Origin of the sequence: Pseudomonas sp. WS 5411 (assembly GCF_012985595.1) — a bacterium.
GTDB classification, from domain to species: Bacteria; Pseudomonadota; Gammaproteobacteria; order Pseudomonadales; family Pseudomonadaceae; genus Aquipseudomonas; species Aquipseudomonas shahriarae.
Window position 1 is genome coordinate 42,380 of the sequence record NZ_JAARMC010000012.1, and the last position, 21,207, is coordinate 63,586.

Here is a 21,207-nt window from a genome sequence, read left to right on the forward strand (position 1 = left end):
CCAAGCCAAGCTCACTCGGTCTCTAGCTCAAGAACTTTGGGCGAAAAACCAGGATGCTTGTGTGACCCGTGATACGTCTGCGCTTGCCGACGTGATGCGCTCCGCGAACGATAGGATTCGCGCCCGAGCCGTTTATTCAGCATTCCCAGCGTGCCTGCAAATGTTGACGGACATCACCTACATCAACGGTGGTTGCTACACCGGCAAGCTGTCACAGGATGAGCTGAACCACTCTCGCGGTAACTGGGAAAAAGACAGCGCCGAGTGCGATGCACAGATTGCAAATCCGTCTGCTGACTCTCTCAAGGAACAATCGGACGCGGAGTGGGAAGCCGAGCAGCGTAAAGGCGGAGCCTCAGACAGCGATATCGAAATGATGAAGACGCTCAGACGTTTGTAATTCCTCACCTACTTCTCAAAGCCTCGCCCCGTGCGGGGCTTTTTCTTGTGCGTTTAAGAAACACAGCGGCGCACCCGCCCAGGCGAATCTAGACCGGACATACACTCCGGCAGGGTTCGCCAATGGCTTCCGCACCTCGATCATCCAGGCAGTACGCCCAGCTCGTCATCGACGCGCCCTTTGAGGATGAGGTGCGGGCGCTCTTGGACAAATGCCCCCCGGAGTGGCGTGTAAGCGTTGAGTTGATCGTGGCAAGCCACGAACGCCGTGTTGCCGAATTTGTGCGGCAAAAGGAAAAGCTGCGCCCAAAGCACCTCACCACATCGCCAGTATTTGGCACCTACCAAGAGCAAGCGCCAATCCGGGGCAATCCCGTTGTTGCTGCGCGCTCGATGGCGGAAATCCGCTCCGTACTCAAACCAATGAAGGAAGCTCGTTGATGGCCCCTTTCCATCGGCGCCCCCGTGCGCCACGTATGACCGACTGGACCTTGATCACCATTGCACTTCTGTTGTGCCTGGCAATCGTTGCTCCCACCAAACTCCCGGTTGTTCTCTATAAATGCGGCCTGGTCACTTTGGGCGGTGTACTCGGTTACTGGATCGACCGGGCGCTGTTCCCGTATGCCCGGCCGAACCAGGTTCGACGCTATGACCGCTCGATGGCAGGTATCCGGCGCGCTCTGGTCGTGCTGGCTTGTGTCCTCGGCCTGACGTTGGGGCTCTGACTATGCGCTCGCGTGTTCTTCTATATATGGGGGCCGTAGCTTTGGGGTTGGCTGTGATAGCCACCTTTAGTACGCCTGCCAAGGCTGAGATCCCCGACCAGGCCGAGCGCTACCGCCGAGACCTGACCCGAATCGCCCAGGCGGAATGGGGCCTTGATGCTCCGGTGGCAACGTTCGCCGCACAGATCCACCAGGAAAGCCGCTGGCGGTTCGATGCCAAGTCGCCTGTTGGTGCGCAAGGCTTGGGCCAGGTGATGCCCTCGACCGCCACCTGGTTGGCTCAACTTTTCCCAAAAGCCCTCGGTAAGGTCGAGCCTTTTAATCCTGTCTGGTCCATGCAAGCCCTGGTCAGCTACGACCGCTGGCTGGCAAGCCGCATTCAGGCGCGCAATGCCTGCGAGCAAGGGGCGCTGATCCTGTCCTCCTACAACGGTGGGCTGGGCTGGGTTATTCGCGACCGTAAGTTGGCATCGGCTAAGGGAGCCGATCCGCTGACCTGGTTCGGATCTGTCGAGCGGTTCAATGATGGCCGCTCGGCCGCAGCCTTCAAGGAAAACCGTCAATACCCGCAGCTCATTCTCCGTCGCTGGGAGGCTTTGTATGTGACTGCTGGTTGGGGCAAGGGGGTGTGCCAATGAAAGGCTTACTCGACTTGATCAGCCCGGTTGCCTGGTATCTCGCTTTGATTGGTGTGGTGGTCTTCGGTCTACACCTCAACCGCCAGGAGGGATATGACGAAGGCCTCGCCCGTGGCCGGGCCGATGGCGCCGCAGCCGTTGCGGCTGTCGAGAAAAAGCACGCCCAAGAGAAACAGGGGCTCGCTGAGGCTGCCGTCGAGGCGGCGAAAAAGGTAGTTGCCGAACTCCTGGCTGAAAAGGCCAGGGGGCGAGCGCTTGAAACTGAGCTTGCTGAGACCAAAGCCAGCTATCGCCGCACCACTGACAAACTCCAGGGAGAGATAGCCCGTGTCACGACTCTTTACCGCCGCAGCCTTAAAGCTGAACCCGAAGCGCTTCCTGTTGGCGTGTTCACTACTGGCTTTGTCCGCGTGTGGAACGAAGCCCTCAATCCCGTCACCGCTGTGCCTGCCACCAGCCAGCCCCCCGGCGGGACTGCTGATTCTTCCGGAACAGCCGGAGCCGCTGACCAGCTCGACTCAAGAGTGAGCCAGCCAGACATCCTCAAAAACCACGTGCGCAACAGCGAGGGATACGCCTCCTGCCGCGTGCAGCTTAAAAGCCTTATCGAGTGGTACACCCATGGACGTATTTGATCGCGCATCTGTAGTAGAGGAAGCGACCCGAGAGGCTGCAATAGCGGCTCATTTGGCACAGGCCCGCCAACTGGTTGGCGTGTCTGCCACCCACTGTGGGGATTGCGGCACCGTGATCCCTGAAGCCCGACGGCTCGCACTGCCCGGCGTTCTGTTGTGTGTGGACTGCAAGTCCGTTCACGAAGAGATGAACCGTAAATGACGACTATCGAAATGCCGGTATGGCAGTTGGTCGGAACGGCCGTGACCTTGCTCGCGATGTTCGCGGGCATGGTCAAGGTTCTGCTGGCTCAAATGGAAAGCCGACTGGATGACCGCTTTGCGGCGGTTGCCAAAGACTCCGAGCGACTACGCCAGGTTGAACTTGGCCTTGAGCGCCTGCGGGGTGACATGCCGCTGCACTACGTCCGTCGTGAAGACTACGTGCGCAACCAAACAGTAATTGAGGCCAAGCTCGATGCCTTGGCCTTGCGTCTCGAAAATGTACGGCTCAAAGGAGCGCGTGAATGATCCCTGACCCAGCCAAGGTACGGCGCGAATCTCTGCGCTGGTACATCCTTCTTACCCTCAACACTTCCCGGCCGGTGGACCCACATGAGGCCGTCGTGCTTTCCACCATCCAGGGCATCTATCCCGACGGCACCCAACTGGAGCTGCGCCGCGAACTGGATTACCTGGCCGACCGTTCCCTGGTCACGCTGAACAAGTCGCCTTCTGGCACCTGGATCTGTGGCTTGACCCACTACGGCGTCGATATCGCCGAGTACACCATCGAATGCCGACCAGGTATTGCTCGCCCTGAAAAGTATTGGTCGTGACCCATGCCGCCCCGTAGCAAAGTGGCCGCGCTTCCGGCCAAGGTAAAGGAGTGGCTTGATAACTCCCTCATGGAGTCGAACTTTTCCGGCTATGAGGCATTGGCTGCGGAGTTGGAGCGCCGTGGCTTTTCCATTGGGAAAAGTGCCCTGCATCGCTATGGCTCGGAGTTCGAAGACAAGCTGGCGTCGCTCAAGATGGCTTCTGAACAGGCAAGGGCCGTTGTTCTGGCTGCGCCAGATGATGAGGGTTCAGTCAATGAAGCGTTGATGCGGTTAGTCCAGGAACGGCTGTTCACTTTGCTGATGAGTGACGGCGGCAAGATGGACTTAACAAAAGTCGCCAAAGCTGTGGCCGAGCTGGGTAAAGCCTCTGTCGTCCAGAAGAAATGGCAGGCGGAGTATCGCGAGAAGGCCGAGGCGGCAGCATCCCGTGTTGAAAAGATCGCCAAAAAAGGCGGCTTGAATCAGGCAACGGTTGACGAGATCCGCCGTGAGATCCTGGGGATGGCGTCGTGAGCCTGCCGCTTGTCCTGGACAGCACCCATGCCTTGAGCGCTCCAGCCGTCCTGCTCGAATACCAGAAAGACTGGATCGGCATCCGTGCGCCGCTCAAGGTCGGGGAAAAGTCCCGCCGTATAGGCCTCACCTGGGCCGAGGCAGCGGACAACGTACTGGTAGCCGCTGCCGAAAAACCAGCGGGAGGCCAGACTGTCTATTACCTGGGCTATAACCAGGACATGACGGTCGAGTACATCCAGGCCTGCGCCATGTGGGCTCGGGCCTTCAACTATGCGGCCGAAGAGATCGAAGAAGGCATATGGCCGGATAGCGATCCAGATAAGCACATTAAGACGTACACCATCGTGTTCCCTAGTGGGCACCGCATTGTTGCGCTCACCAGCCGCCCGTCCAACCTTCGGGGGCGTCAGGGCGTGGTCGTGATTGATGAGGCGGCGTTCCACCAGGACTTGGCCGAGCTGCTGAAAGCCGCGCTCGCGCTATTGATCTGGGGCGGGGAAGTCCATGTGATCAGCACTCACGACGGCACCGAGAACGCATTTAATGAACTGATCAATGACATCCGGGCAGGCAAGCGTAAGGGCAAGCTGTTCCGTTGTTCATTCCGTGAAGCTGTCGCCGATGGGCTTTATAAGCGGGTGTGTCTGCGTAAGGGCATCGAGTACAAGCCCGAAGAAGAAGCCGCGTGGGTGCAGGACGTGTACGACTTCTACGGTGATGCCGCCGATGAAGAGCTTGATTGCGTTCCATCTCAAGGCGGAGGCGCTTTTCTTAGCATGGCCTTGGTCGAACAGCGAAGTAACCGTGCCGTGCCGGTGGTGCGCCTGGAGTATCCGCAGGGCTACGAAACAATCTCTGAACACCTGCGTCTAGCTGAGTCACTGGAGTGGTGCGAAGAACATTTGCTCCCGCTGCTTTCAGCCATTCCGCTGGACGTTCAAAGCTTTTACGGAATGGACTTCGGGCGTACCGGCGACCTTTCGGTCATCTGGCCGTTGCTCAAGGAACAGAACCTGCGCAAGCGCACGCCCTTTGTGGTGGAGCTGCGTAATGTCCCGTTCAAGCAACAGGAACAAGTCAAGTTTTACATCCTTCGGCGCCTGCCCAACCTGCTCAAAGGTGCCGATGACGCCAGGGGTAACGGTTCGCAATTGTCGGAAGCCACTGCCATTGAGTTTGGCTTCAACCGCATTGAGCGCGTGATGCTTACCGAGGGTTGGTATCGCGACAACATGCCGCTTTTCAAGGCGGCACTGGAGGACGACACCTTCTACGACATCCCGGCCGACAAGGATGTGGTCAGCGATGTGCGTGCGTTTCGGATGGTCAAGGGCGTGGCCCGTATTCCAGAAAAACGCACCAACGAGAAAGGCGAAAAGTCCGGACCCAAGAAGCGCCACGGCGACGCCGGTATTGCTGCGGCACTGGCTGACTATGCGTCACGCCAGGAAGTAGAGATCATCGAATATCACCGAGTTCAGCCCGCGTCCCAGCATGATCGTGAGATCCAGACTGGCGCCGGGTGGCGCTCCAAAAAAGGCATTTGGTAATGGCCCAATCCAAAATCGTCGACCAGTACGGTCGCCCGATCCAGTACGACCTACTCACGGAAGAGCTGGCTGCAGCTCGTACCACCAGCATTCGCCAGGTTTGGCACCAGTCGGTAGCGAATGGCCTGACACCTGGTCGCCTTGCAAGCATTCTGCAAGCCGCTGCGGACGGCTCGGCTCATGACTATCTGACCCTTGCAGAGGAAATGGAGGAACGGGATCTGCATTACGCCTCGGTATTAGGCACCCGTAAGCTCGCCGTTTCTGGCTTAGAAATTCGTGTGGAGGCTGCGAGCGATGATCCCGAGGATGTACGTCGAGCTGACCAACTCAAGGAAATTGTGGGAGCCCCTGAGTTTGGCGAGCTGCAAGCAGACCTGACCGATGCCATGGGCAAAGGCTATGCCGTTTCGGAAATCATGTGGGACCGTAGCGGCAAGACCTGGAACCCGCTACGGTTTGAGCCGCGTGACCAGCGCTTTTTCCAGTTCGACCGCGATACCGGCCGGGAACTGCGGCTGCTCGATGAGGCAGATCCGGTCAATGGCATCGCTTTGGCGCCTTGCAAGTTCATTCTGCATCTGCCACGTATCCGTTCAGGGTTGCCGATCCGGGGCGGTCTGGCCCGCCTGGCCGCTGTTGGCTATATGTGCAAGGCATGGACCTGGAAAGACTGGATGGGCTTCGCGGATATCTTCGGTATGCCGATGCGCGTGGGACGTTATGGGCCTGGTGCCAGTAAGGAAGATATCTCGACTCTGATGTCGGCAGTCGCCAACCTGGGCAGCGATGCCGCAGCTGTGATCCCGGACAGTATGCGTATCGACTTCACCCAGGCCGCGAACGTAACCGGTGCCGGAGACTTCTTCAAAGGCCTGGCCGAGTGGTGGGATAAGCAGGTCAGTAAGGCGGTGGTGGGTCAGACCATGTCTACGGACGATGGCTCCAGCCAGGCGCAGGCGACGATTCACAATGAGGTGCGTCTTGATCTGCTCCAGGCTGATGCCAAGGCCGAATCTAATACGCTGAACCGCTACTTTGTTCGCCCCTGGTGCGACCTGAACTTTGCACCTGGTCGACCGTACCCGCGTTTGATCATTGATGTCCCGCAGCCGGAAAACACCAAGATCCTCATCGAAGCGCTCAAGGAATTGGTGCCGCTGGGGTTGAAGGTCGAGCAGTCGGTTATCCGTGACAAGCTCAATCTCCCTGAGCCCGCAGAGGGTGCCGAGCTGTTGGGCGTACCTTCACCGGTTGCAGACCTACCACTGGCCCGAGCCGCGAATCGGGAGCAGGTGAAAGCCAGGCCAGCCGCAGTGCGGGACATTGTGGATAACCAGGTTAACGTCTTGGAGGCCGCAGCCGGTCCGTACATGGATGACATGGTCGACCGTCTTAAAGAGCTGCTGGACTCGGTCGGTAGCCTGGAAGAGTTCCGGGATAGGCTGATCGAAACCTATCCTGAAATGAGTACAAACCAGATGGCCGATGTCATGGCGGATGGTCTGGCAGCGGCCAGCCTGGCTGGTCGTGCCGATATTCTGAGGGGGCTTTAATGGCGGTATCCCATGGCTCCTTGCCGTTCCAGGAACAGATCGACTATTTCCGGGGTAAGACAGATATCCCCACTCGGGCGTGGACCGACATCTATAACGTCGAGCATGACTGGGCTTTTGTGGTGGCCGGAGCCACTAAGAGCGATCTGTTGAGCGACATGCGCGGCGCTGTCGAGAAGGCGATCACCAAGGGGCTGACCCTGGATCAGTTCAGGAAAGACTTTGACTTGGTCGTTGGCAAGCACGGCTGGCAGTACAACGGCGGTCGTGGATGGCGCTCCCGCGTGATCTATGAAACGAACTTGCGGCAGTCCTACAACGCCGGTCGTGAAACTCAAATGGCCGACCCGGAATTGCGTAAGCGTCGGCCGTATGGCGTCTACCGGCATGGCGACAGCGCCCACCCCAGGGCTGAACATCTTTTCTGGGATGGCACCACGTTGCCACTTGATGACCCCTGGTGGGCGACACATACGCCGCAGAACGGCTGGGGCTGCAAGTGCAAGAAGTTTATGGCGAGCCAGCGGGATGTTGATCGCATGGGGCTGACAGTCGGCCCGGCGCCTGCTGTGGAATACGAGAATCGCACTATCGGCATGAACAGCCCCAACGGACCGCGTGTCGTCCGTGTACCTAAAGGTATTGATCCGGGTTTTGACTATGCACCTGGTCAATCGCGCCTTAATGCCGCCGTACCGCCCTTGCGTGCATACGATCCGCTACCCGATCCAGGGGCGCGGGCCAGTAGCGTGCAAGGTGCTGGTCTACCAAACCGCCGCGCACCTGGTGCATTACCAGCAGCCCGCGAGATGTCTGCAAATCGTCTGTTGCCCACGGGCCTGACTGACTCCGAGTATGCGGGCCGCTTCCTGGCGGAGTTCGGTGCGACTGAGGCAGCGCCTGTAGTGTTTAAGGACGTGACGGGCGATGCCGTGGTGATCGGGCGGGAGCTATTCACCAATGCCAAAACCGGCGCGTTAAAGATCAGGAAGCGCGGGCACGCAAGGGAACTGTTGTTGCTGGCCGATGCGATCAAAGACCCGGACGAGGTATGGGTAAGGTTGGAATGGCTCTATTCCAGGAACAAGGCTGTGGTCCGGCGTCGGTACATCTCGCGCTACCAGATCGACGGCGAGCCAGTACCAGCGCTGTCTGTATTTGAAGTGGGTGACGATGGGTGGGACGGGGTAACGACGTTCTCCCCGGAGTCAAGTGATCCTGACTACCTGGAACAACTGAGGATCGGTGTTCGGCTGTACCGCAGGCCGCAGATCGATAAGAAGTGATGAAACCGCGCGCCGCCACACGCGATTAAACCCTGAGTGTAGGCCTGGAGGTCCTGGCGGGGACTGCTCACTCAATGGGGTAACTGGATAGTAGGAGGTGAGAGTGGCAGGTGCAATGCTAAATGTTGGACTAGACGACAGCCGGGCAGGTGCAGCGCTCAACGAGCTGGCTGACCGGCTGGAGGACTTGAGCGTCCCGCTGCTTGATATTGCCGAATATCTGCATCAATCAACCGACAATCGCTTTCGTCAGCAGGTCGCGCCAGACGGCTCGCCATGGGCGCCACTGGCTGCGTCAACCATTGCCAAGAAGGGCAATAACAAGATCCTGCGTCAGGGTGGCGACTTGCAAGACACCATCCGGCACCAGGTCAGCGGTAATACGCTGGAGTTCGGTACGGACCGGCCCTATGGTGCTATTCACCAGCTCGGCGGCAAGGTCGACCATGCAGCACGATCCCAGCAGGTTTATTTCAGCGCCAAGAACGGCACAGTGGGCAATCGCTTTGTGAAGCGCAGTAAGTCCAACTTTGCCCAGTGGGTGACTCGCGGGGCACACTCTACGGAGATGCCAGCCCGTCCATATTTGGGGCTGTCATCTGAGGACGACGCTGAGATCCTCGCCATCATCTCCGACTACCTTTCGGAACCTCTATAAGTCGAGTTCAGAGAAAGCCCGCTGACGGCGTTTTAGGGGGCTTGCAGGTACAACCATGGCGGGCAGTCTGACGAACTACCGTTAGAGATGCGTTAGATTTGGCCGTAGGGCTAAAACTGCATGGGGGCTGCGCAGTAATTCGTTCTATGCGTATAGAATGGGCTCCCCTGAAACATCGCCCCCCATTTTTCAGCGGCTATAACCTTAAGCCGTCCTGAAACTCTCCGCTTGATCCTGGCCGCCCAAACTGGCGGCATGAAAAAGACACTTCTCGCACTCAATACTGACCTCTCCGCTACCGTCTCTGACGGCAAAGCGCCGGAGTGGGTCGAGCTGATTCCAGCAGGTCCGACTGTTTCCGGTCGCGACGGCCGTCAGTGGCTGTTCGATGAACAGGGCCAGGCCCTGGTGCTTTCCAGCTTCACTGATCGGGCCATTGATCTACCGATTGATTGGGAACACTCCACCCAGCACCGCGCAACGAAAGGTGAAGACGCCCCGGCCGGTGGCTGGATCAAGCAGTTGGAAACCCGCGACGGTGCCTTGTGGGGCCAGGTCGACTGGACGCCCCGTGCCTCGCTCCAGGTCATCAACCGCGAGTACCGCTTTCTCTCTCCCGTATTCGACTACGACGCTGTGACCATGCGCATTGCGCGCCTGGTCAGCGCGGGCCTGACCAACAAGCCGAATTTCCTCCTGACAGCACTCAACCAAGAAGACCCGGAGACCACGCCAGTGAAACTTTCACCTGCGCTTTTGGCACTGCTCGGCCTGCCTGAGACCGCCACCGAAGAAGACGCCATTGCGGCTATCAACAAACTCAAGACCGCCCAGGCGGCCAACTCCGAACAGCCGAACTTGGCTCTGTTCGTTCCGCGTGCCGACTACGACGCCTTGAGCGGTCGAGCGACCAATGCGGAGCAAGCACTGGTCAAGCTTCAAAGGGCTGACCACGACAAGGAAGTGGACGCCGTCCTCACCGCAGCCACCCAGGCCGGGAAGATAGTTCCAGCGACTTTGGAATACCACCGCGCTAGCTGCCAGGACGCCGAAGGTTTGAAGCGTCTGAAAGACTTCGTGGCGGCGGCGCCATCGGTGGGCGATCCGACGGACCTGGGCAAGCGTAAGCCCGATAACACCGAAACCGCGCTCAATGCCGAAGAGCAAAAGGTCGCTTCGCTGCTGGGCATGAGCGAATCGGAATTCATCAAGGGCAAGGCGTAACTCCCCTCTATATAGGAAGCGTTTCATGATTATCACTACCGCCGCCTTGCAGGCGCTGTTCACAGCGTTCAAGGCAGAGTTTCAAAATGCGCAGGCCGCAACCCCTACTGACTGGCAGCGCATCGCCACTCTGGTGCCGTCGTCTTCGGCCAGTAACACCTATGGTTGGCTGGGCCAGTTCCCGACTTTCCGTGAGTGGATCGGCGACCGCGTACTCAAGGACATGGCAGCGCACAGCTATTCCATCGCCAACAAGAAGTTTGAGTCTTCTATCGGCGTTCCACGCGATGCCATCGAAGACGACGAGATCGGCGTCTACAAACCACTGTTCCAGGAAATGGGCCGAGCATCTACGGCTCACCCTGACGAGCTGGTGTTTGGTCTGCTGAAAAAAGGGCTCGCCACTCTCTGCTACGACGGCCAGAACTTCTTTGACGTGGACCACCCGGTCTATCCAAATACCGACGGCACCGGCACGGCGGTCTCTGTCAGTAACTATCAGGCTGGTGAAGGCCCGGCCTGGTATCTGCTCGATGTCAGCCGCGCAATCAAGCCGATCATCTTTCAAAAGCGCCGCGACTACGCACTGAAAGCGATGACCAGCATGGATGACGAACAAGTGTTCATGCGCGACGAATACCGTTATGGCGTCGATGCTCGCGCCAACGTCGGGTTTGGTTTCTGGCAGTTCGCCTTCTGCTCGAATGCGCCACTGACGGCGGAAAACTACGGTGCCGCTCGGGCTGCTATGAAGAACTTCCACGCAGACGGTGGCCGCCCTCTTGGTGTTAATCCCGGCCTGCTGGTCGTTCCGTCCCAGTTGGAAGGTGCGGCCCGCAAGATCCTGGTTAAAGACGCTGATAACGGCAACGAGTGGGCAGGCACCGCCGAGGTTCTGTCGCCTAGCTGGTTGGGCTAAGGGGGCGTTATGACCATCGTTATCAAGGCAAGGCATAACGGTTTTCGCCGTTGTGGTATCGCGCACCCAAGCCAGCCGACCAAGTACGCGGACGACTTCTTCACGGAAGAGCAGCTGAAAGCTCTGATCAAAGAGCCTCAATTGATCCTTGCCTATGAGGAGGATGAATTCGACCAGGTACAGGACGAGCCAAATGAAGACATCTCGCAAGCTGCGCTTTCGCAAGCGACCGACTCCGCTCCAGCTTCCCAGTCGCAAGCGTCTGAAACAGTCATTGCGCCTGTGGCTGCTCCAGTGGTCAGCATCCCCGAGTCAGTCCTGGTCGACAACGTGCCTGGAATTGCAGGTGCAGAACCCGTGCTGGACGGCACCAGTGACGATGCCACTGGGCCATTGACCGGCCAAGCGGCTGAGGTGGTGGTTGCTCCGGTTGTCAGCGGTGTTGAGCCGGTCCAGGGCGATGCAAGCGAGCCTGCGGAGAAGATTGTCCCGGTGGTTGCTAGGCCTGAAAAGGCCCGTGTAGCCAAGCCAAAGGACGCCACTAAATGAACCTGTCCCTGCCGTCTGCTAGCCAGCTCCTGATTCGCTTCGGTGCCCGGGACATCACGCAAGTCTCCGTGCCTGACAACAAGCGGCTCATTGAGCCGGAGTTGCTGACAGCGGCGGCGGCAGGTGAGCCCCTGGACGGCTGGGATGCCGAAGATGTGGCGATTGCAGTCATGGCGTTGGCAAGGATCGCCGACGCAGTGACTCGGGCGCGAAGTGAGGTTTCGTTTTATCTGCGCTTTCGCCCGGCTGGAGAGGACGCCCCGGAATGGGTGACGGCCGACCTAGCCGAGATCGCCCGGTATCACCTCTACGACGACGCAGGCAAGGAAGAGTCGACCGTGCGGGTGCTTTACAAAGATGTCTTAAAGCGCCTGGAAACCTTGGCTTTGGAGGACAAAGAACGTGGTGCGGCCGAGGCTGGACGGTCTGGTATGCAGATCGTCAGTCAGCTCCGGTTGATGGATCGCCGCACACTGAGGGGGCTTTGATGCTGGGCGAACTGGAGGACTTGATCGAGGCCCGCTTGAAAGAGCTGGCTGCCAAGCTTCGAAGCCTCAAGGTTGAGAGCTACGGCGGCGAACTGAGCGACCCAGACCTGTTATCCGATTTGCTCAAACGTTGCCCAGCGGTACTGCTGACGGTCCCAAAGGCGACGTTTAAACCGCGCAGCCAGGACCGCTACACGATGCCAATTACCTTTCGCCTGATCATCGTCACTCGCCATCCCCGAGGTGAGCGGGAGACTCGACGCGGCAGTGGCCCCAATGACATCGGCAGCTATGACCTGTGGCAGGCCTGCATGCACAAACTCGTCGACTGGCAGCCCTGGGAGGGCCGCGCAGCCATCAAACCAACTGAGCTTTCCAACCTGGTCACCGGCAAGTTTTCCAATGACCACTTATCAGTCCTGGGCCAGTCGTTCGTGATTGAGCTGGATTGGGTGAAACCAAAAGAGGATCTGCCGGACTTCCTGGGTATGTCCCTGGAGTACCACACCCCATCGGAAAACCCCGAGCCGGTGGTAACAGACCGTATCGAATTGAGGGACGTGTAATGCGCGTAATCGCTGCACCTGGTCATCGGGTGCCAATGGAAAAAGATCCATTCAAATACATCGAGGGGGAAGAGGCAGTCGAAGTGCCGGATACCTCCTACTACCGCCGCCGTCTGGCTGCGGAAGAACTTTTAGTGCCCGCGAAGCAATCGCCCGGCAGTGCCAAAAAAGCCGCAAAGGAGTCCGATCAATGAGCAGTATTGAATTCGACACGATCCCGGCGTCCATTCGTAAGCCTGGCGTTTACATGGAGTTCAACCTTCGCCTGGCTGTACGAAATCTGCCGACCAACAAACAGAACGTATGCCTGATCGTTCCGCTTGGCGAGGGTGCGACCGTTGAGGCAAATGTGCCAACACCGTTCTACAGTTCGCCGGAGGCCAAGGACTTGTTCGGTGGCACCGTGGCCGAAGAAATGGCCGCTGCCTTTATCGGTGCGTATCGGTACGCTTCTATCTCTGCGGTGGGTGTGGCTGTTCAAGGCGATGTCGAGCCCGATATCAAGGCGGCGCTGGACGCCACGGCCATGGGTGGTTTTACGATCCTGGTTCCGGCCTGGTACAGCCAGACAGCCCTTACTGCGTTGCGTACGCATATTGAGACCTGGACCAACTCGATGGAGCAGCAAGGCATCATCGGGGTGGCAGCCAATACCACCAGTCTGTCCGCTGCTACCACCCTGGCTGCGTCCTTGAACAACGGCGCAATCAGTCTGGCGTCGTTGCCTGGCACTCCATCGACTGCCCGTCAGGTCGCTGCGGCCTATGCTGCGATGATCGCTTCTGAGGAAGACCCAGCGCGGCCGCTGAATACGCTGATTCTGGCAGGCATCAAAGTGCCGCCTATGGCTAAGCGTCTCGGGCGCGTCGAGCAAGAAACGGCCCTGGCAAACGGTGTAACCCCATTGGAAGTCGGTGCGGGTGACGTCATCCAGATCGTCCGGGCAGTGACGACCTATACCAAGTCTGCGGCGGGTGCGACTGACGTGTCGTTGTTAGATCTGACCAGCATTCGCACCTTGTACTACGTGCGTACAGCTTGCCGCGACCGAATCCGCTTGCGTTTTCCTCGCTCCAAACTCTCCAGCAAAACTCCTCCGGCTGTCCGTGGCGAATTGCTGGATGTACTGAAAAAGCTGGAAGAGTTGGAGATCGTGGAGAACGTCGATGAGAACGCCGACGGGCTCGTTTGTGAGCGCTCGCTCCAGGACGCGAATCGCATCAACTCGTCCATTCCTGTCGATATCGTCAACGGCCTGCATGTGTTCGCCGGTCGCATTGACATGCTCTTGTAAGAGGTGATTTGAGATGTCTGATAATTACGTAGGGCAGATCGTCCTGGAGATCAACGGCACCGACTACGAGGTCACGAGCGTAGAGCCGAGCCTCAAGACTGGTCGCAAGATCGTCAAGACGATGAACCGCACCGGTCGGCCTACCGGGACCGCAAAAGGTATCGAAGAGCACGACCTGAAAATCTCCGTGCCTATCCCGAAATCCGGCGAGCCCGACTGGCGCGCCTTGCTGGACGCCAAGCTCACCATTTATCCCCAGGACGGCGGCAGCAAGCGTCAGACCTGGACCGGCTGCTCTTTGATGGAGATGGGCAGTAAATACCAGGTGGAGGGTGAGGCAACCCGCGATCTGACCATTGCCGCCTTGAACTACTACACGGAGTAAAGGCAATGACCGAGCAACAGCTAAAGCAATGGAAAGGCCTGACCATCACGCGTGAGTTGAATGTGGGGGTGTATTACGCCGGAGTGTTCCACAAGACATTCACTCTGCGCGTTCCTGTGACTGGCGACCTTATTTCCGCCCAGGAAGAACATCCGAACGGTCCGCTTCAACTGGTAACGGTTGAGGTCTATCGCCGCCAGTTGCTCTCTCTTGGCGACATTCCAGAAGAGGCGCTGACGACTGACCTTCTGCGGGCGTCCCTCACAGAGAGCGACCTGGGCGTCATCGCTGACGCTGATGAGGAACTGGAAAAAAAGCTCGAGCCGCAGAACGCGGCCTTACCGACTGGCGACGAATCGAACACGGACTTGTCCAGCGCGGTTACCGCCTAGAGGAAATCAGGCGGATGACCAAGCCTGAGATCGACGCGCGTATCGACCTTATTGTCGGCAAGACCACTACCACGCGCTATGTCGCAAAACGTAAGCGGACGCCTCTCCCAAAACCCAAGTAACGCGAGGCTCATTTATGGGCCTTTCTTGTACCTCTAAGCCTTTCGGGAGTAACCCATGAGTTCCGACCTGCGCGTCGCACTACGTTTTCAGGCCCATGCAGGCAACAGTCGACGTGAGATCGCACAACTTACCGGCGACCTTCGCAAGGCTGGTAAGGACGGCGCGAAGTCTCTGGCGGATGAGAGCTGGAAAGCCAGCTCGGCAATCACTAAGGTCGGCCAGGCCGGTGCCAGCAGCTACAAGACTATTCGCAGTGCCATGCGGGAAACTGCAAAAGCGGGTGGTGAAACTCGGTTGGTAGTCAGCAAGACCGCCGAAGAGTTAAAGGTGATGGCTAACGCTGCCCGCAAGGCTGCCCGCGATACCAAAACTGAACTTGCCAGTGCGGACAGACAGGGCGTGCAGCCGCTGCGCCAAAGCGTTGAAAGGACTGAATCTGCGTTCCGGCGCCTGGCACAGAACGGCGGGCGGAATCTTCGCGTGCTTAAGACAATTGCGACCGGTGTTCGCCAGGAATTCGACCGAATCAAGGGCCTGGGTAGCAGTGCCCAAGGGCAGCTTGCCGGGCTGGGGCTCGGTATCGGCGTTGTATCCGGTTTGACCGGTAACGCTCGCTTGGACCGTCAACTGATCCGCACCAAACAAACCGCCGATATGACACCCGATCAAAAGGATGAGTGGCGTGACGAGGGGTGGCGGATCGCGAAGGCCTATGGCGTCAATCGTGAAGACGTAGACAGTGGCTTCAATACCTTGATTGCTTCGGGTGTGAAGTATGACGCGGCGAAGAAAACCGCCGACGCTATCGGCCAGTCGACATCAGTCACAGGGGCCGACTCCGCAGTGTTGGGCAAGGCGGTGGTCGCGGGTGCAAGTGCGTTCAACATTGACCTGAACAAGGAAGGTGCGGCACTGGATCTGCTCCAAAAAATGACGGTGGCCGGGCGACTCGGTAACGCTGAACTTGAAAACCTTGCCGACCTCTTTCCTAAAATTGGTGGTGCCGCTGCGGCCGCGGGCATGTCCATGGCCCAAGCGTTGGCATTCACGGAAACCCTCTCCACGGTTGAGATGCAGCCAGACCGCCTCGGCACGTTGGCCGAGTCCACGTTGCGAGTGTTCAGTACCAAGCAGTATCGGGACCAGGTCACCAAAACCAGTGGCGTGACATTCTTTAACAAGGACGGCAGCTCGCGGAACCCGCAGGACGTTTTCGGCGATCTGAAAGGCAAGTACGCCAAGATGAAAACCGATGAGCAGCGCGCCAAGTTCATGGGCGTTGTATTCAAGGGGATGGACCAGGACACCGTGCGAGGGATGCGCATCATGTTGTCGGGGGACCGGCTGAACACCATGGGTGAGCAAACTAAGACAATCGGTGGCTCAGACGCCGTTATCGGCCGGGACCTCAAGGAAAACACCGAGAGTGCCAGCGGCACGGCTGCCAGGATGAAAGCGACGCTCGGGCAGGCAATCGACCGTATGGCGACCCCCTTGAACAAGGGCTTTGCCGATATGGGTAGCTACTTACTTGATGACTTGAATTTGTCTGGTGAGCAGATGCTGGCCGGTGGTGCAGCGTTGGGTATTGGCGGCTACTACGCCGGGCGCGGTGCCAAATCGGGTGCAGGTGCTTTGCTCAATAAGTTCATGGGCGGGCCTGAGACCCTAAAAAACATCGCCGTGGGAAAGGTGCTGGAAGAGGCCACGGGCGTTACATCTGTGTTCGTTACCAACTGGCCGGCCGGTGTACCGCTCGGTGGTGGATTGCCTGATCTGCCCAACGGCACAACAGCTGGTAAGGGGAAGCCTGGTGGTTTCGTGGCTCCCTGGCTGGGACCTATAGCTATCGGCGCGACAGCCACGCAAATCAGCGGTGCAAGTACGACTGGCACAGATGCGGGTCGGTTAGACGCCGCCATGCGAAGCAAGCTTTTGAACGATGGGGAGCGAACCTATCAGACGGCGTTCTACCGGAACCGCCTTGACCTGGCTGGGCAGAACCCCAACCAGAGTTCGGACTGGTTGTCGTCCCAGGCTCAACGCCTGTCGCACCAGCAAACCGGCATGACGGCCGCAGGACTTCCCGTTGATGGCGCCAACCAATGGGCCGCAGGTATCGCAAACCGCGCTGTCACCGCCGGGGCAGAAACTCCAGCGGCCGCAGCTCGATTACAACGCCTGCTTGATCAGCCGCTGGTCATTGAGTTGCGTATGGACTCCAACATGATCCAGGCCGAAGTCGAGCGACGAACTGACATCCAAATGAGGCGCGGCCGATGAGTTGGGCAGAAACCCTCCTGGACGCATCCTTTCGAGGCGTGCCGATCCAAGTCGTAAGTGAAAACCTTCAATGGCAGCGGGCGCTGTCCGAGCATGGAACACCGTTCAAAGATGGCGATAGTGTGGTCGACCTGGGCCGTGGGGCTCGGCGGCTCCCGATGCAGATCATCGTCTACGGCGTTAACTACGAGATCGAACTACAGAACCTATTGGCTGCTCTTGGGCAGCGTGGCCCTGGTGAACTGATCCACCCGATCTATGGCAGCCTGAGCGTCGTCTCACACAACGTTGATGTGAAGCACGACGCTGACAATCCAGACTCCGCCCAGGTCAGCCTTGTGTTTGTTGAAGACACGCCGGACCTGCCATTTTTCGCACGGCAGTTTGAGTTCGTCGACATTGGCGTCCTGGAGCAAGAGGACGCCTACCGCTGGCAAGACGGGGTCTTTGATCTATTCGGCCGGATCGACTCCCTGGTCAGCGAGATTCAATCGTGGATTGGTGGCGGGTGGGTGGGCCTGATCGAAAAGGCACTGGGCTTGCCGGGCATCTTCCTGCGCGTGCAGCAGCTGCGCTCCCAGATTCTCGGTGTAGTGTCCGGCGTAATCGCCATGGCGAAAAACCCATCGGCCGCATTCGATCCCCTGGTCGACCTGTTCCGCACGCCTTCGCAGATCCGCAGCTCCATCCAGGACAACACACCCAGCACCTCGGCGGCGCTGCTGTCTCGCGCTGGTGTTCCTGCATCCATGCCGGGCGGCGACAGCTTGACCACCGAACCGGCGCGCGCGGCCAACGCCTTTTTGATCAGTGCCCGCCAGGGCGTTGCGCCGGACGCGAGCCTGTTGCCCGACCGCATGCCAGACGATCCCGTCGAGGCCAGTGGTTTTGCCCTGGTCGTCCTGGTCATCACCGAACTAGCCGTCTCCCATGCCCAGGCGGTTGCCATCGTGATCGAGGACGAAAGCAAGAAACCAACCTTGAGCCCGGATGAACTGGAGGGCCTGGTTAACCTGGTGCGCTCGTTGGTGCAGGGCGCAATCCTGTTGCATCGCCGTTTGTTCGACGTGGAAGCGTCTCTGCCGGTGATCGAAGCACTGCGCAACACTGCCGCCATGATCCAAGCCCGTGCCCGCCAGGTCATCCTGTTGAGTCCGCCGATGATTGAGCGGGAAGTTGAGTCGCCTGCCAGCCTGCGTTTATTGGCCCATCGTTGGTATGGCGACCATGAGCGCGCTATCGAGTTGATCCGGCTCAATCCTGACTTGAAAACGCCGCATAACATTCCTACTGGGAGGATGCTGCGTGCTTACGCTGAATGATTCTGTTCCGTCCATCCGACTTGCCATTGGTGGCCTGGCGCATGACACCTGGGACGGTTGGTCGATTGAATCCGATTTACTGACTCCGGCTGATGCTTTTGAACTTGAGCTGCACACCAAGAACGCTACACGCTTACCGGACGTCATCAAGGAAGGCGCGCCATGTTCGCTGACCCTGGATGGCGACCGGGTACTCACCGGCCAGATCGATGAGTTTGAACACGATATTTCCCGCAGGGGCATCTCCATGCGCATTAATGGCCGCGACCTGGCGGCGCCCCTGGTGGATTGTTCGTCGCCTTTCGTGTCCATGCGGGAGGCAACCCTGGCGCAGATTCTGGACCAGGTGGTTAAGCCTTTGGGAGCCTACAAGGTCGAGATCCGCGCCGACCAGGCTAAGACCCGTCGACGCGTACAGATTGAACCAGGGCAAACCGCCTGGGAGGCTCTGCTCCAAGTGTCCGAGGCCAACGGCCTCTGGCCCTGGGTGGAGCCGGATGGCCGTCTGATCATCGGCGGGCCTGATTACACGACCCCGCCCGTAGGGGCGTTGGTGATGCGTGAGGATGGCGTAGGTAACAACGTAGAGCGCTTAGCCGTGCGCCGCTCTATTGCTAACAGATACAGCCAAATCACGGTGCTCGGCCAGCATGGGCAGTACGCCAATGACGGGCTGGACACCAAGCGTTCCCATCTGCGCTCCCAGGTCCAGGACGAAACGCTGGCCCGTCGTGGGATCTTTCGCCCCAAGGTGGTGGTGGATAGCTCCAGCGAAAGCCAGGACATGGCGACAACCCGCGCTCGTAAGCTCTTGGCCGATAGTCGCTTGGAGGGTTTCGAGATCCGCGCTGTAGTCAAAGGCCATCGGGCCGACAACGGGCAGGTCTGGACCCCAGGCCAGCGTGTTTACGTGCGCAGTGAGCCCCATGGCCTGAATGACATCTACTTTCTGATGTCTCGCACATTGCGCCTGGCCCGTGGCGAAGGGGCTATCACTGAGCTGCGCTTGCGTGAAGACAAAATGTGGGTGCTGGACGGTAACAAGGTGAAGAAACACAAAGGCAAGTCCAACCCGGACGCTGCGTTCATCCAGATGATTAAGGGGCTCTAATGAGTGTCATGGCGCAGCTTGTGCGTGACCAAGTGTGGAGGGCGATGAGCAAGGTCCGCCAGGCGTTTCGTGCCACTGCGGTTAGCAACACCCATGGGCCGTTGATTGGCGTCGAAATGCAGGGGCTGGCGGGTGAGTCCGTGTCGGCTGAGTTAGCACAGCACTATGGTTTTAGCTCGGCGCCATTAGCTGGTGCCGAGTATGTGGTGATCCCCATCGGAGGTAACAGTAGCCATTGTGTCGTGGTCGCCAGTGAGGATGGCCGGTATCGGCTCCAGCTTAAGGACGGTGAGGTATCGCTCTATACCGACGAGGGCGACTACGTGCATATGAAGCGTGGCAGGGTCATTGAGGTCGTGACTGACGAACTGTTGTTCAAGGTCAAGAACAAGGTGCGGTTTGAGACGCCCATGGTGGAGATATCCGGCGATCAGCATGTTGAGGGCGGTATCAAGGCTGATGGGGAGATCGAAGACCATACGCGGTCGATGCAGGGCGGGCGCGATATCTACAATGCACATGACCATGGGGGTGGTCCGAAGCCGTCGCAAATGCAGTGACTTTCTGATATTTCTGTTACTCGTATGAACCGTAATGTCTTTAGGAAAGTAGGCGCCCATGGCAAAAAAGATCATCGTGTTAGTCCGCTTCTTTAAAAAAGAAATGCATCGTGACGCTTTTTTGCGCGGTGATCTGTACATGAACCGTTTGAAGTTCTTTAAGGCGTATGAGGAACAGGACGGATGTAATATCGGGGATGTGCATGAGGGGACGTCAAGTTGGCATCAGCCAGGTAGCGTAAAGCTAACCATCATGAATAATGATACTGGGGAGGAGCGGGAGTTAACGGATTTTGCGGGTCCAATATTAATGGGGCTCACGCGCCATAATGACTACCACGTTTACTGTATGTCTGCCGTCTACGGGGACGATGAGTTGTCTTTTGACACGTTCGAGGACCTTAAGTCCTACATGATGTTAGATGTCGATAAAGGCGATTTAGGTGAATACTGCGCGATAGTTCCCGCAGTAGAGCTGATCAACCGCATAGACACGGCGCTGAAAACGGAGGTTCAGTTAGGGCATATTGTTGGGCGTGGATTAGTTGAGTATTTTGATCCGGAAACCTTCAGTGGCTCTTTCGAAGAAGATCAGGCGATCATGCGAAAGAAAAACACCTTTAGCCATCAAAAGGAATATCGGATTTTCGTCTACAACGGAACATCGGGTGATGATGCAAGAATCCTTAAGCTTGGCGACTTATCAGATATTGCTCATTGCTGCGACAAAAAAGACTTTCATAAAACGTTTGTTATCAGTCAGAACAATTAGAAAGACAGCCCGGCAAGCGTCAAAACCTTAAGCCCTCCCGAAATAAACTTCCCCCGCGTGCCCCTGCACCATGCCTCCCCATGGACGCAGGCATAAACCCAACTACAGGCGACTTGACGGGCCAGCGTATTAAAACGCTGGCAAACGCCGTTTACGTGCGCCTTATGACCCCCCTCGGCACCTGGTGGAAAGATCCCACCCTGGGCTCCCGCCTGCACGAACTTCGCCGCGCAAAAGACCTCCCTCGGGTGGGCATCCTTGCCAAGCAATACGCCGAGCAATCGCTCAAACCCCTGCTGGATGACGGCCGCTCCAAGACGATCACCGTCACTACTGAGCAGCCCCATAACGGCTGGCTCACGCTGCAAATCGACATCATCGACGCCACCGGCAATCCGCAGGTGTTTCGCCAACCTGTAAGGGTGATTTGAC

The 21,207-nt window shown here is 58.2% G+C and carries 28 protein-coding genes; all 28 read left to right on the plus strand.

Annotation, left to right across the window (positions count from 1 at the left end; translation table 11 throughout):
- Window positions 1-61 precede the first annotated feature (61 nt).
- The 28 genes from HBR93_RS17280 (at window position 62) to HBR93_RS17415 (ending at window position 21,206) form a co-directional block, all read left to right on the plus strand.
- Window positions 62-400 (plus strand): hypothetical protein, encoded by a 339-nt coding sequence (locus tag HBR93_RS17280; RefSeq protein ID WP_169877199.1) that lies wholly within the window; start codon window positions 62-64, stop codon window positions 398-400.
- Between the two features lie 122 nt (window positions 401-522).
- The gene (locus HBR93_RS17285) at window positions 523-840 is read left to right on the plus strand and encodes a hypothetical protein (protein ID WP_169877198.1); all 318 of its coding nucleotides are present in this window, start codon (window positions 523-525) and stop codon (window positions 838-840) included.
- Window positions 840-1,127: a putative holin gene (locus HBR93_RS17290; RefSeq protein WP_262377313.1), complete on the plus strand. Its 288-nt coding sequence runs from the start codon at window positions 840-842 to the stop codon at window positions 1,125-1,127. The genes HBR93_RS17285 and HBR93_RS17290 overlap by 1 nt, the downstream gene beginning before the upstream one ends.
- A gap of 2 nt (window positions 1,128-1,129) precedes the next feature.
- Window positions 1,130-1,765 carry a transglycosylase SLT domain-containing protein gene (locus tag HBR93_RS17295; RefSeq protein WP_169877197.1) on the plus strand — a complete coding sequence of 212 codons (636 nt, stop codon included), beginning with the start codon at window positions 1,130-1,132 and terminating at the stop codon, window positions 1,763-1,765.
- A complete protein-coding gene (locus tag HBR93_RS17300; protein WP_169877196.1) occupies window positions 1,762-2,400 on the plus strand; it encodes a DNA-packaging protein in 639 nt (212 codons plus the stop codon). The genes HBR93_RS17295 and HBR93_RS17300 overlap by 4 nt, the downstream gene beginning before the upstream one ends.
- Window positions 2,387-2,602 (plus strand): TraR/DksA C4-type zinc finger protein, encoded by a 216-nt coding sequence (locus tag HBR93_RS17305; RefSeq protein ID WP_169877195.1) that lies wholly within the window; start codon window positions 2,387-2,389, stop codon window positions 2,600-2,602. Before HBR93_RS17300 ends, HBR93_RS17305 begins: the two co-directional genes overlap by 14 nt.
- Window positions 2,599-2,910 (plus strand): hypothetical protein, encoded by a 312-nt coding sequence (locus HBR93_RS17310; RefSeq protein ID WP_169877194.1) that lies wholly within the window; start codon window positions 2,599-2,601, stop codon window positions 2,908-2,910. The genes HBR93_RS17305 and HBR93_RS17310 overlap by 4 nt, the downstream gene beginning before the upstream one ends.
- The gene (locus HBR93_RS17315; RefSeq protein WP_169877193.1) at window positions 2,907-3,218 is read left to right on the plus strand and encodes a hypothetical protein; all 312 of its coding nucleotides are present in this window, start codon (window positions 2,907-2,909) and stop codon (window positions 3,216-3,218) included. Before HBR93_RS17310 ends, HBR93_RS17315 begins: the two co-directional genes overlap by 4 nt.
- Before the next feature lie 3 nt (window positions 3,219-3,221).
- Window positions 3,222-3,734: a DUF3486 family protein gene (locus HBR93_RS17320; RefSeq protein WP_034112617.1), complete on the plus strand. Its 513-nt coding sequence runs from the start codon at window positions 3,222-3,224 to the stop codon at window positions 3,732-3,734.
- Entirely contained in the window at window positions 3,731-5,287 is a 1,557-nt protein-coding gene (locus HBR93_RS17325) for a hypothetical protein (RefSeq protein ID WP_169877192.1), read from the plus strand. Before HBR93_RS17320 ends, HBR93_RS17325 begins: the two co-directional genes overlap by 4 nt.
- A complete protein-coding gene (locus HBR93_RS17330) occupies window positions 5,287-6,843 on the plus strand; it encodes a DUF935 domain-containing protein (RefSeq protein WP_169877191.1) in 1,557 nt (518 codons plus the stop codon). Before HBR93_RS17325 ends, HBR93_RS17330 begins: the two co-directional genes overlap by 1 nt.
- A complete protein-coding gene (locus HBR93_RS17335; RefSeq protein ID WP_169877190.1) occupies window positions 6,843-8,129 on the plus strand; it encodes a PBECR2 nuclease fold domain-containing protein in 1,287 nt (428 codons plus the stop codon). Before HBR93_RS17330 ends, HBR93_RS17335 begins: the two co-directional genes overlap by 1 nt.
- Before the next feature lie 103 nt (window positions 8,130-8,232).
- The gene (locus tag HBR93_RS17340) at window positions 8,233-8,787 is read left to right on the plus strand and encodes a phage virion morphogenesis protein (protein WP_169877189.1); all 555 of its coding nucleotides are present in this window, start codon (window positions 8,233-8,235) and stop codon (window positions 8,785-8,787) included.
- 255 nt (window positions 8,788-9,042) lie between these two features.
- A complete protein-coding gene (locus HBR93_RS17345; RefSeq protein WP_169877188.1) occupies window positions 9,043-10,011 on the plus strand; it encodes a phage protease in 969 nt (322 codons plus the stop codon).
- 25 nt (window positions 10,012-10,036) lie between these two features.
- Complete coding sequence (locus tag HBR93_RS17350; RefSeq protein WP_169877187.1) at window positions 10,037-10,930, plus strand: Mu-like prophage major head subunit gpT family protein; 894 nt, start codon at window positions 10,037-10,039, stop codon at window positions 10,928-10,930.
- A gap of 9 nt (window positions 10,931-10,939) precedes the next feature.
- Window positions 10,940-11,479 carry an HI1506-related protein gene (locus HBR93_RS17355; RefSeq protein WP_169877186.1) on the plus strand — a complete coding sequence of 180 codons (540 nt, stop codon included), beginning with the start codon at window positions 10,940-10,942 and terminating at the stop codon, window positions 11,477-11,479.
- Window positions 11,476-11,967, plus strand: a complete 492-nt coding sequence (locus HBR93_RS17360; RefSeq protein ID WP_169877185.1) for a phage protein Gp36 family protein — start codon at window positions 11,476-11,478, stop codon at window positions 11,965-11,967. Before HBR93_RS17355 ends, HBR93_RS17360 begins: the two co-directional genes overlap by 4 nt.
- Window positions 11,967-12,533 (plus strand): phage protein Gp37, encoded by a 567-nt coding sequence (locus HBR93_RS17365; protein WP_169877184.1) that lies wholly within the window; start codon window positions 11,967-11,969, stop codon window positions 12,531-12,533. The genes HBR93_RS17360 and HBR93_RS17365 overlap by 1 nt, the downstream gene beginning before the upstream one ends.
- Window positions 12,533-12,727: a hypothetical protein gene (locus HBR93_RS17370; RefSeq protein WP_169877183.1), complete on the plus strand. Its 195-nt coding sequence runs from the start codon at window positions 12,533-12,535 to the stop codon at window positions 12,725-12,727. The genes HBR93_RS17365 and HBR93_RS17370 overlap by 1 nt, the downstream gene beginning before the upstream one ends.
- Complete coding sequence (locus HBR93_RS17375; protein ID WP_169877182.1) at window positions 12,724-13,827, plus strand: phage tail sheath C-terminal domain-containing protein; 1,104 nt, start codon at window positions 12,724-12,726, stop codon at window positions 13,825-13,827. Before HBR93_RS17370 ends, HBR93_RS17375 begins: the two co-directional genes overlap by 4 nt.
- A gap of 13 nt (window positions 13,828-13,840) precedes the next feature.
- Entirely contained in the window at window positions 13,841-14,212 is a 372-nt protein-coding gene (locus HBR93_RS17380; RefSeq protein ID WP_169877181.1) for a phage tail protein, read from the plus strand.
- Between the two features lie 5 nt (window positions 14,213-14,217).
- Window positions 14,218-14,604 carry a hypothetical protein gene (locus tag HBR93_RS17385; RefSeq protein WP_169877180.1) on the plus strand — a complete coding sequence of 129 codons (387 nt, stop codon included), beginning with the start codon at window positions 14,218-14,220 and terminating at the stop codon, window positions 14,602-14,604.
- Between the two features lie 177 nt (window positions 14,605-14,781).
- A complete protein-coding gene (locus HBR93_RS17390; protein ID WP_169877179.1) occupies window positions 14,782-17,010 on the plus strand; it encodes a phage tail tape measure protein in 2,229 nt (742 codons plus the stop codon).
- The gene (locus tag HBR93_RS17395) at window positions 17,007-18,332 is read left to right on the plus strand and encodes a DNA circularization N-terminal domain-containing protein (protein WP_169877178.1); all 1,326 of its coding nucleotides are present in this window, start codon (window positions 17,007-17,009) and stop codon (window positions 18,330-18,332) included. The genes HBR93_RS17390 and HBR93_RS17395 overlap by 4 nt, the downstream gene beginning before the upstream one ends.
- Window positions 18,316-19,443 carry a phage baseplate assembly protein gene (locus HBR93_RS17400; RefSeq protein WP_338126068.1) on the plus strand — a complete coding sequence of 376 codons (1,128 nt, stop codon included), beginning with the start codon at window positions 18,316-18,318 and terminating at the stop codon, window positions 19,441-19,443. Before HBR93_RS17395 ends, HBR93_RS17400 begins: the two co-directional genes overlap by 17 nt.
- Window positions 19,444-19,487: 44 nt before the next feature.
- Entirely contained in the window at window positions 19,488-20,003 is a 516-nt protein-coding gene (locus HBR93_RS17405; protein WP_262377315.1) for a phage baseplate assembly protein, read from the plus strand.
- 58 nt (window positions 20,004-20,061) lie between these two features.
- A complete protein-coding gene (locus HBR93_RS17410) occupies window positions 20,062-20,775 on the plus strand; it encodes a hypothetical protein (RefSeq protein ID WP_169877176.1) in 714 nt (237 codons plus the stop codon).
- 113 nt (window positions 20,776-20,888) lie between these two features.
- Window positions 20,889-21,206 carry a phage GP46 family protein gene (locus HBR93_RS17415; RefSeq protein ID WP_338126070.1) on the plus strand — a complete coding sequence of 106 codons (318 nt, stop codon included), beginning with the start codon at window positions 20,889-20,891 and terminating at the stop codon, window positions 21,204-21,206.
- The last annotated feature ends 1 nt before the right edge of the window (window position 21,207 follow it).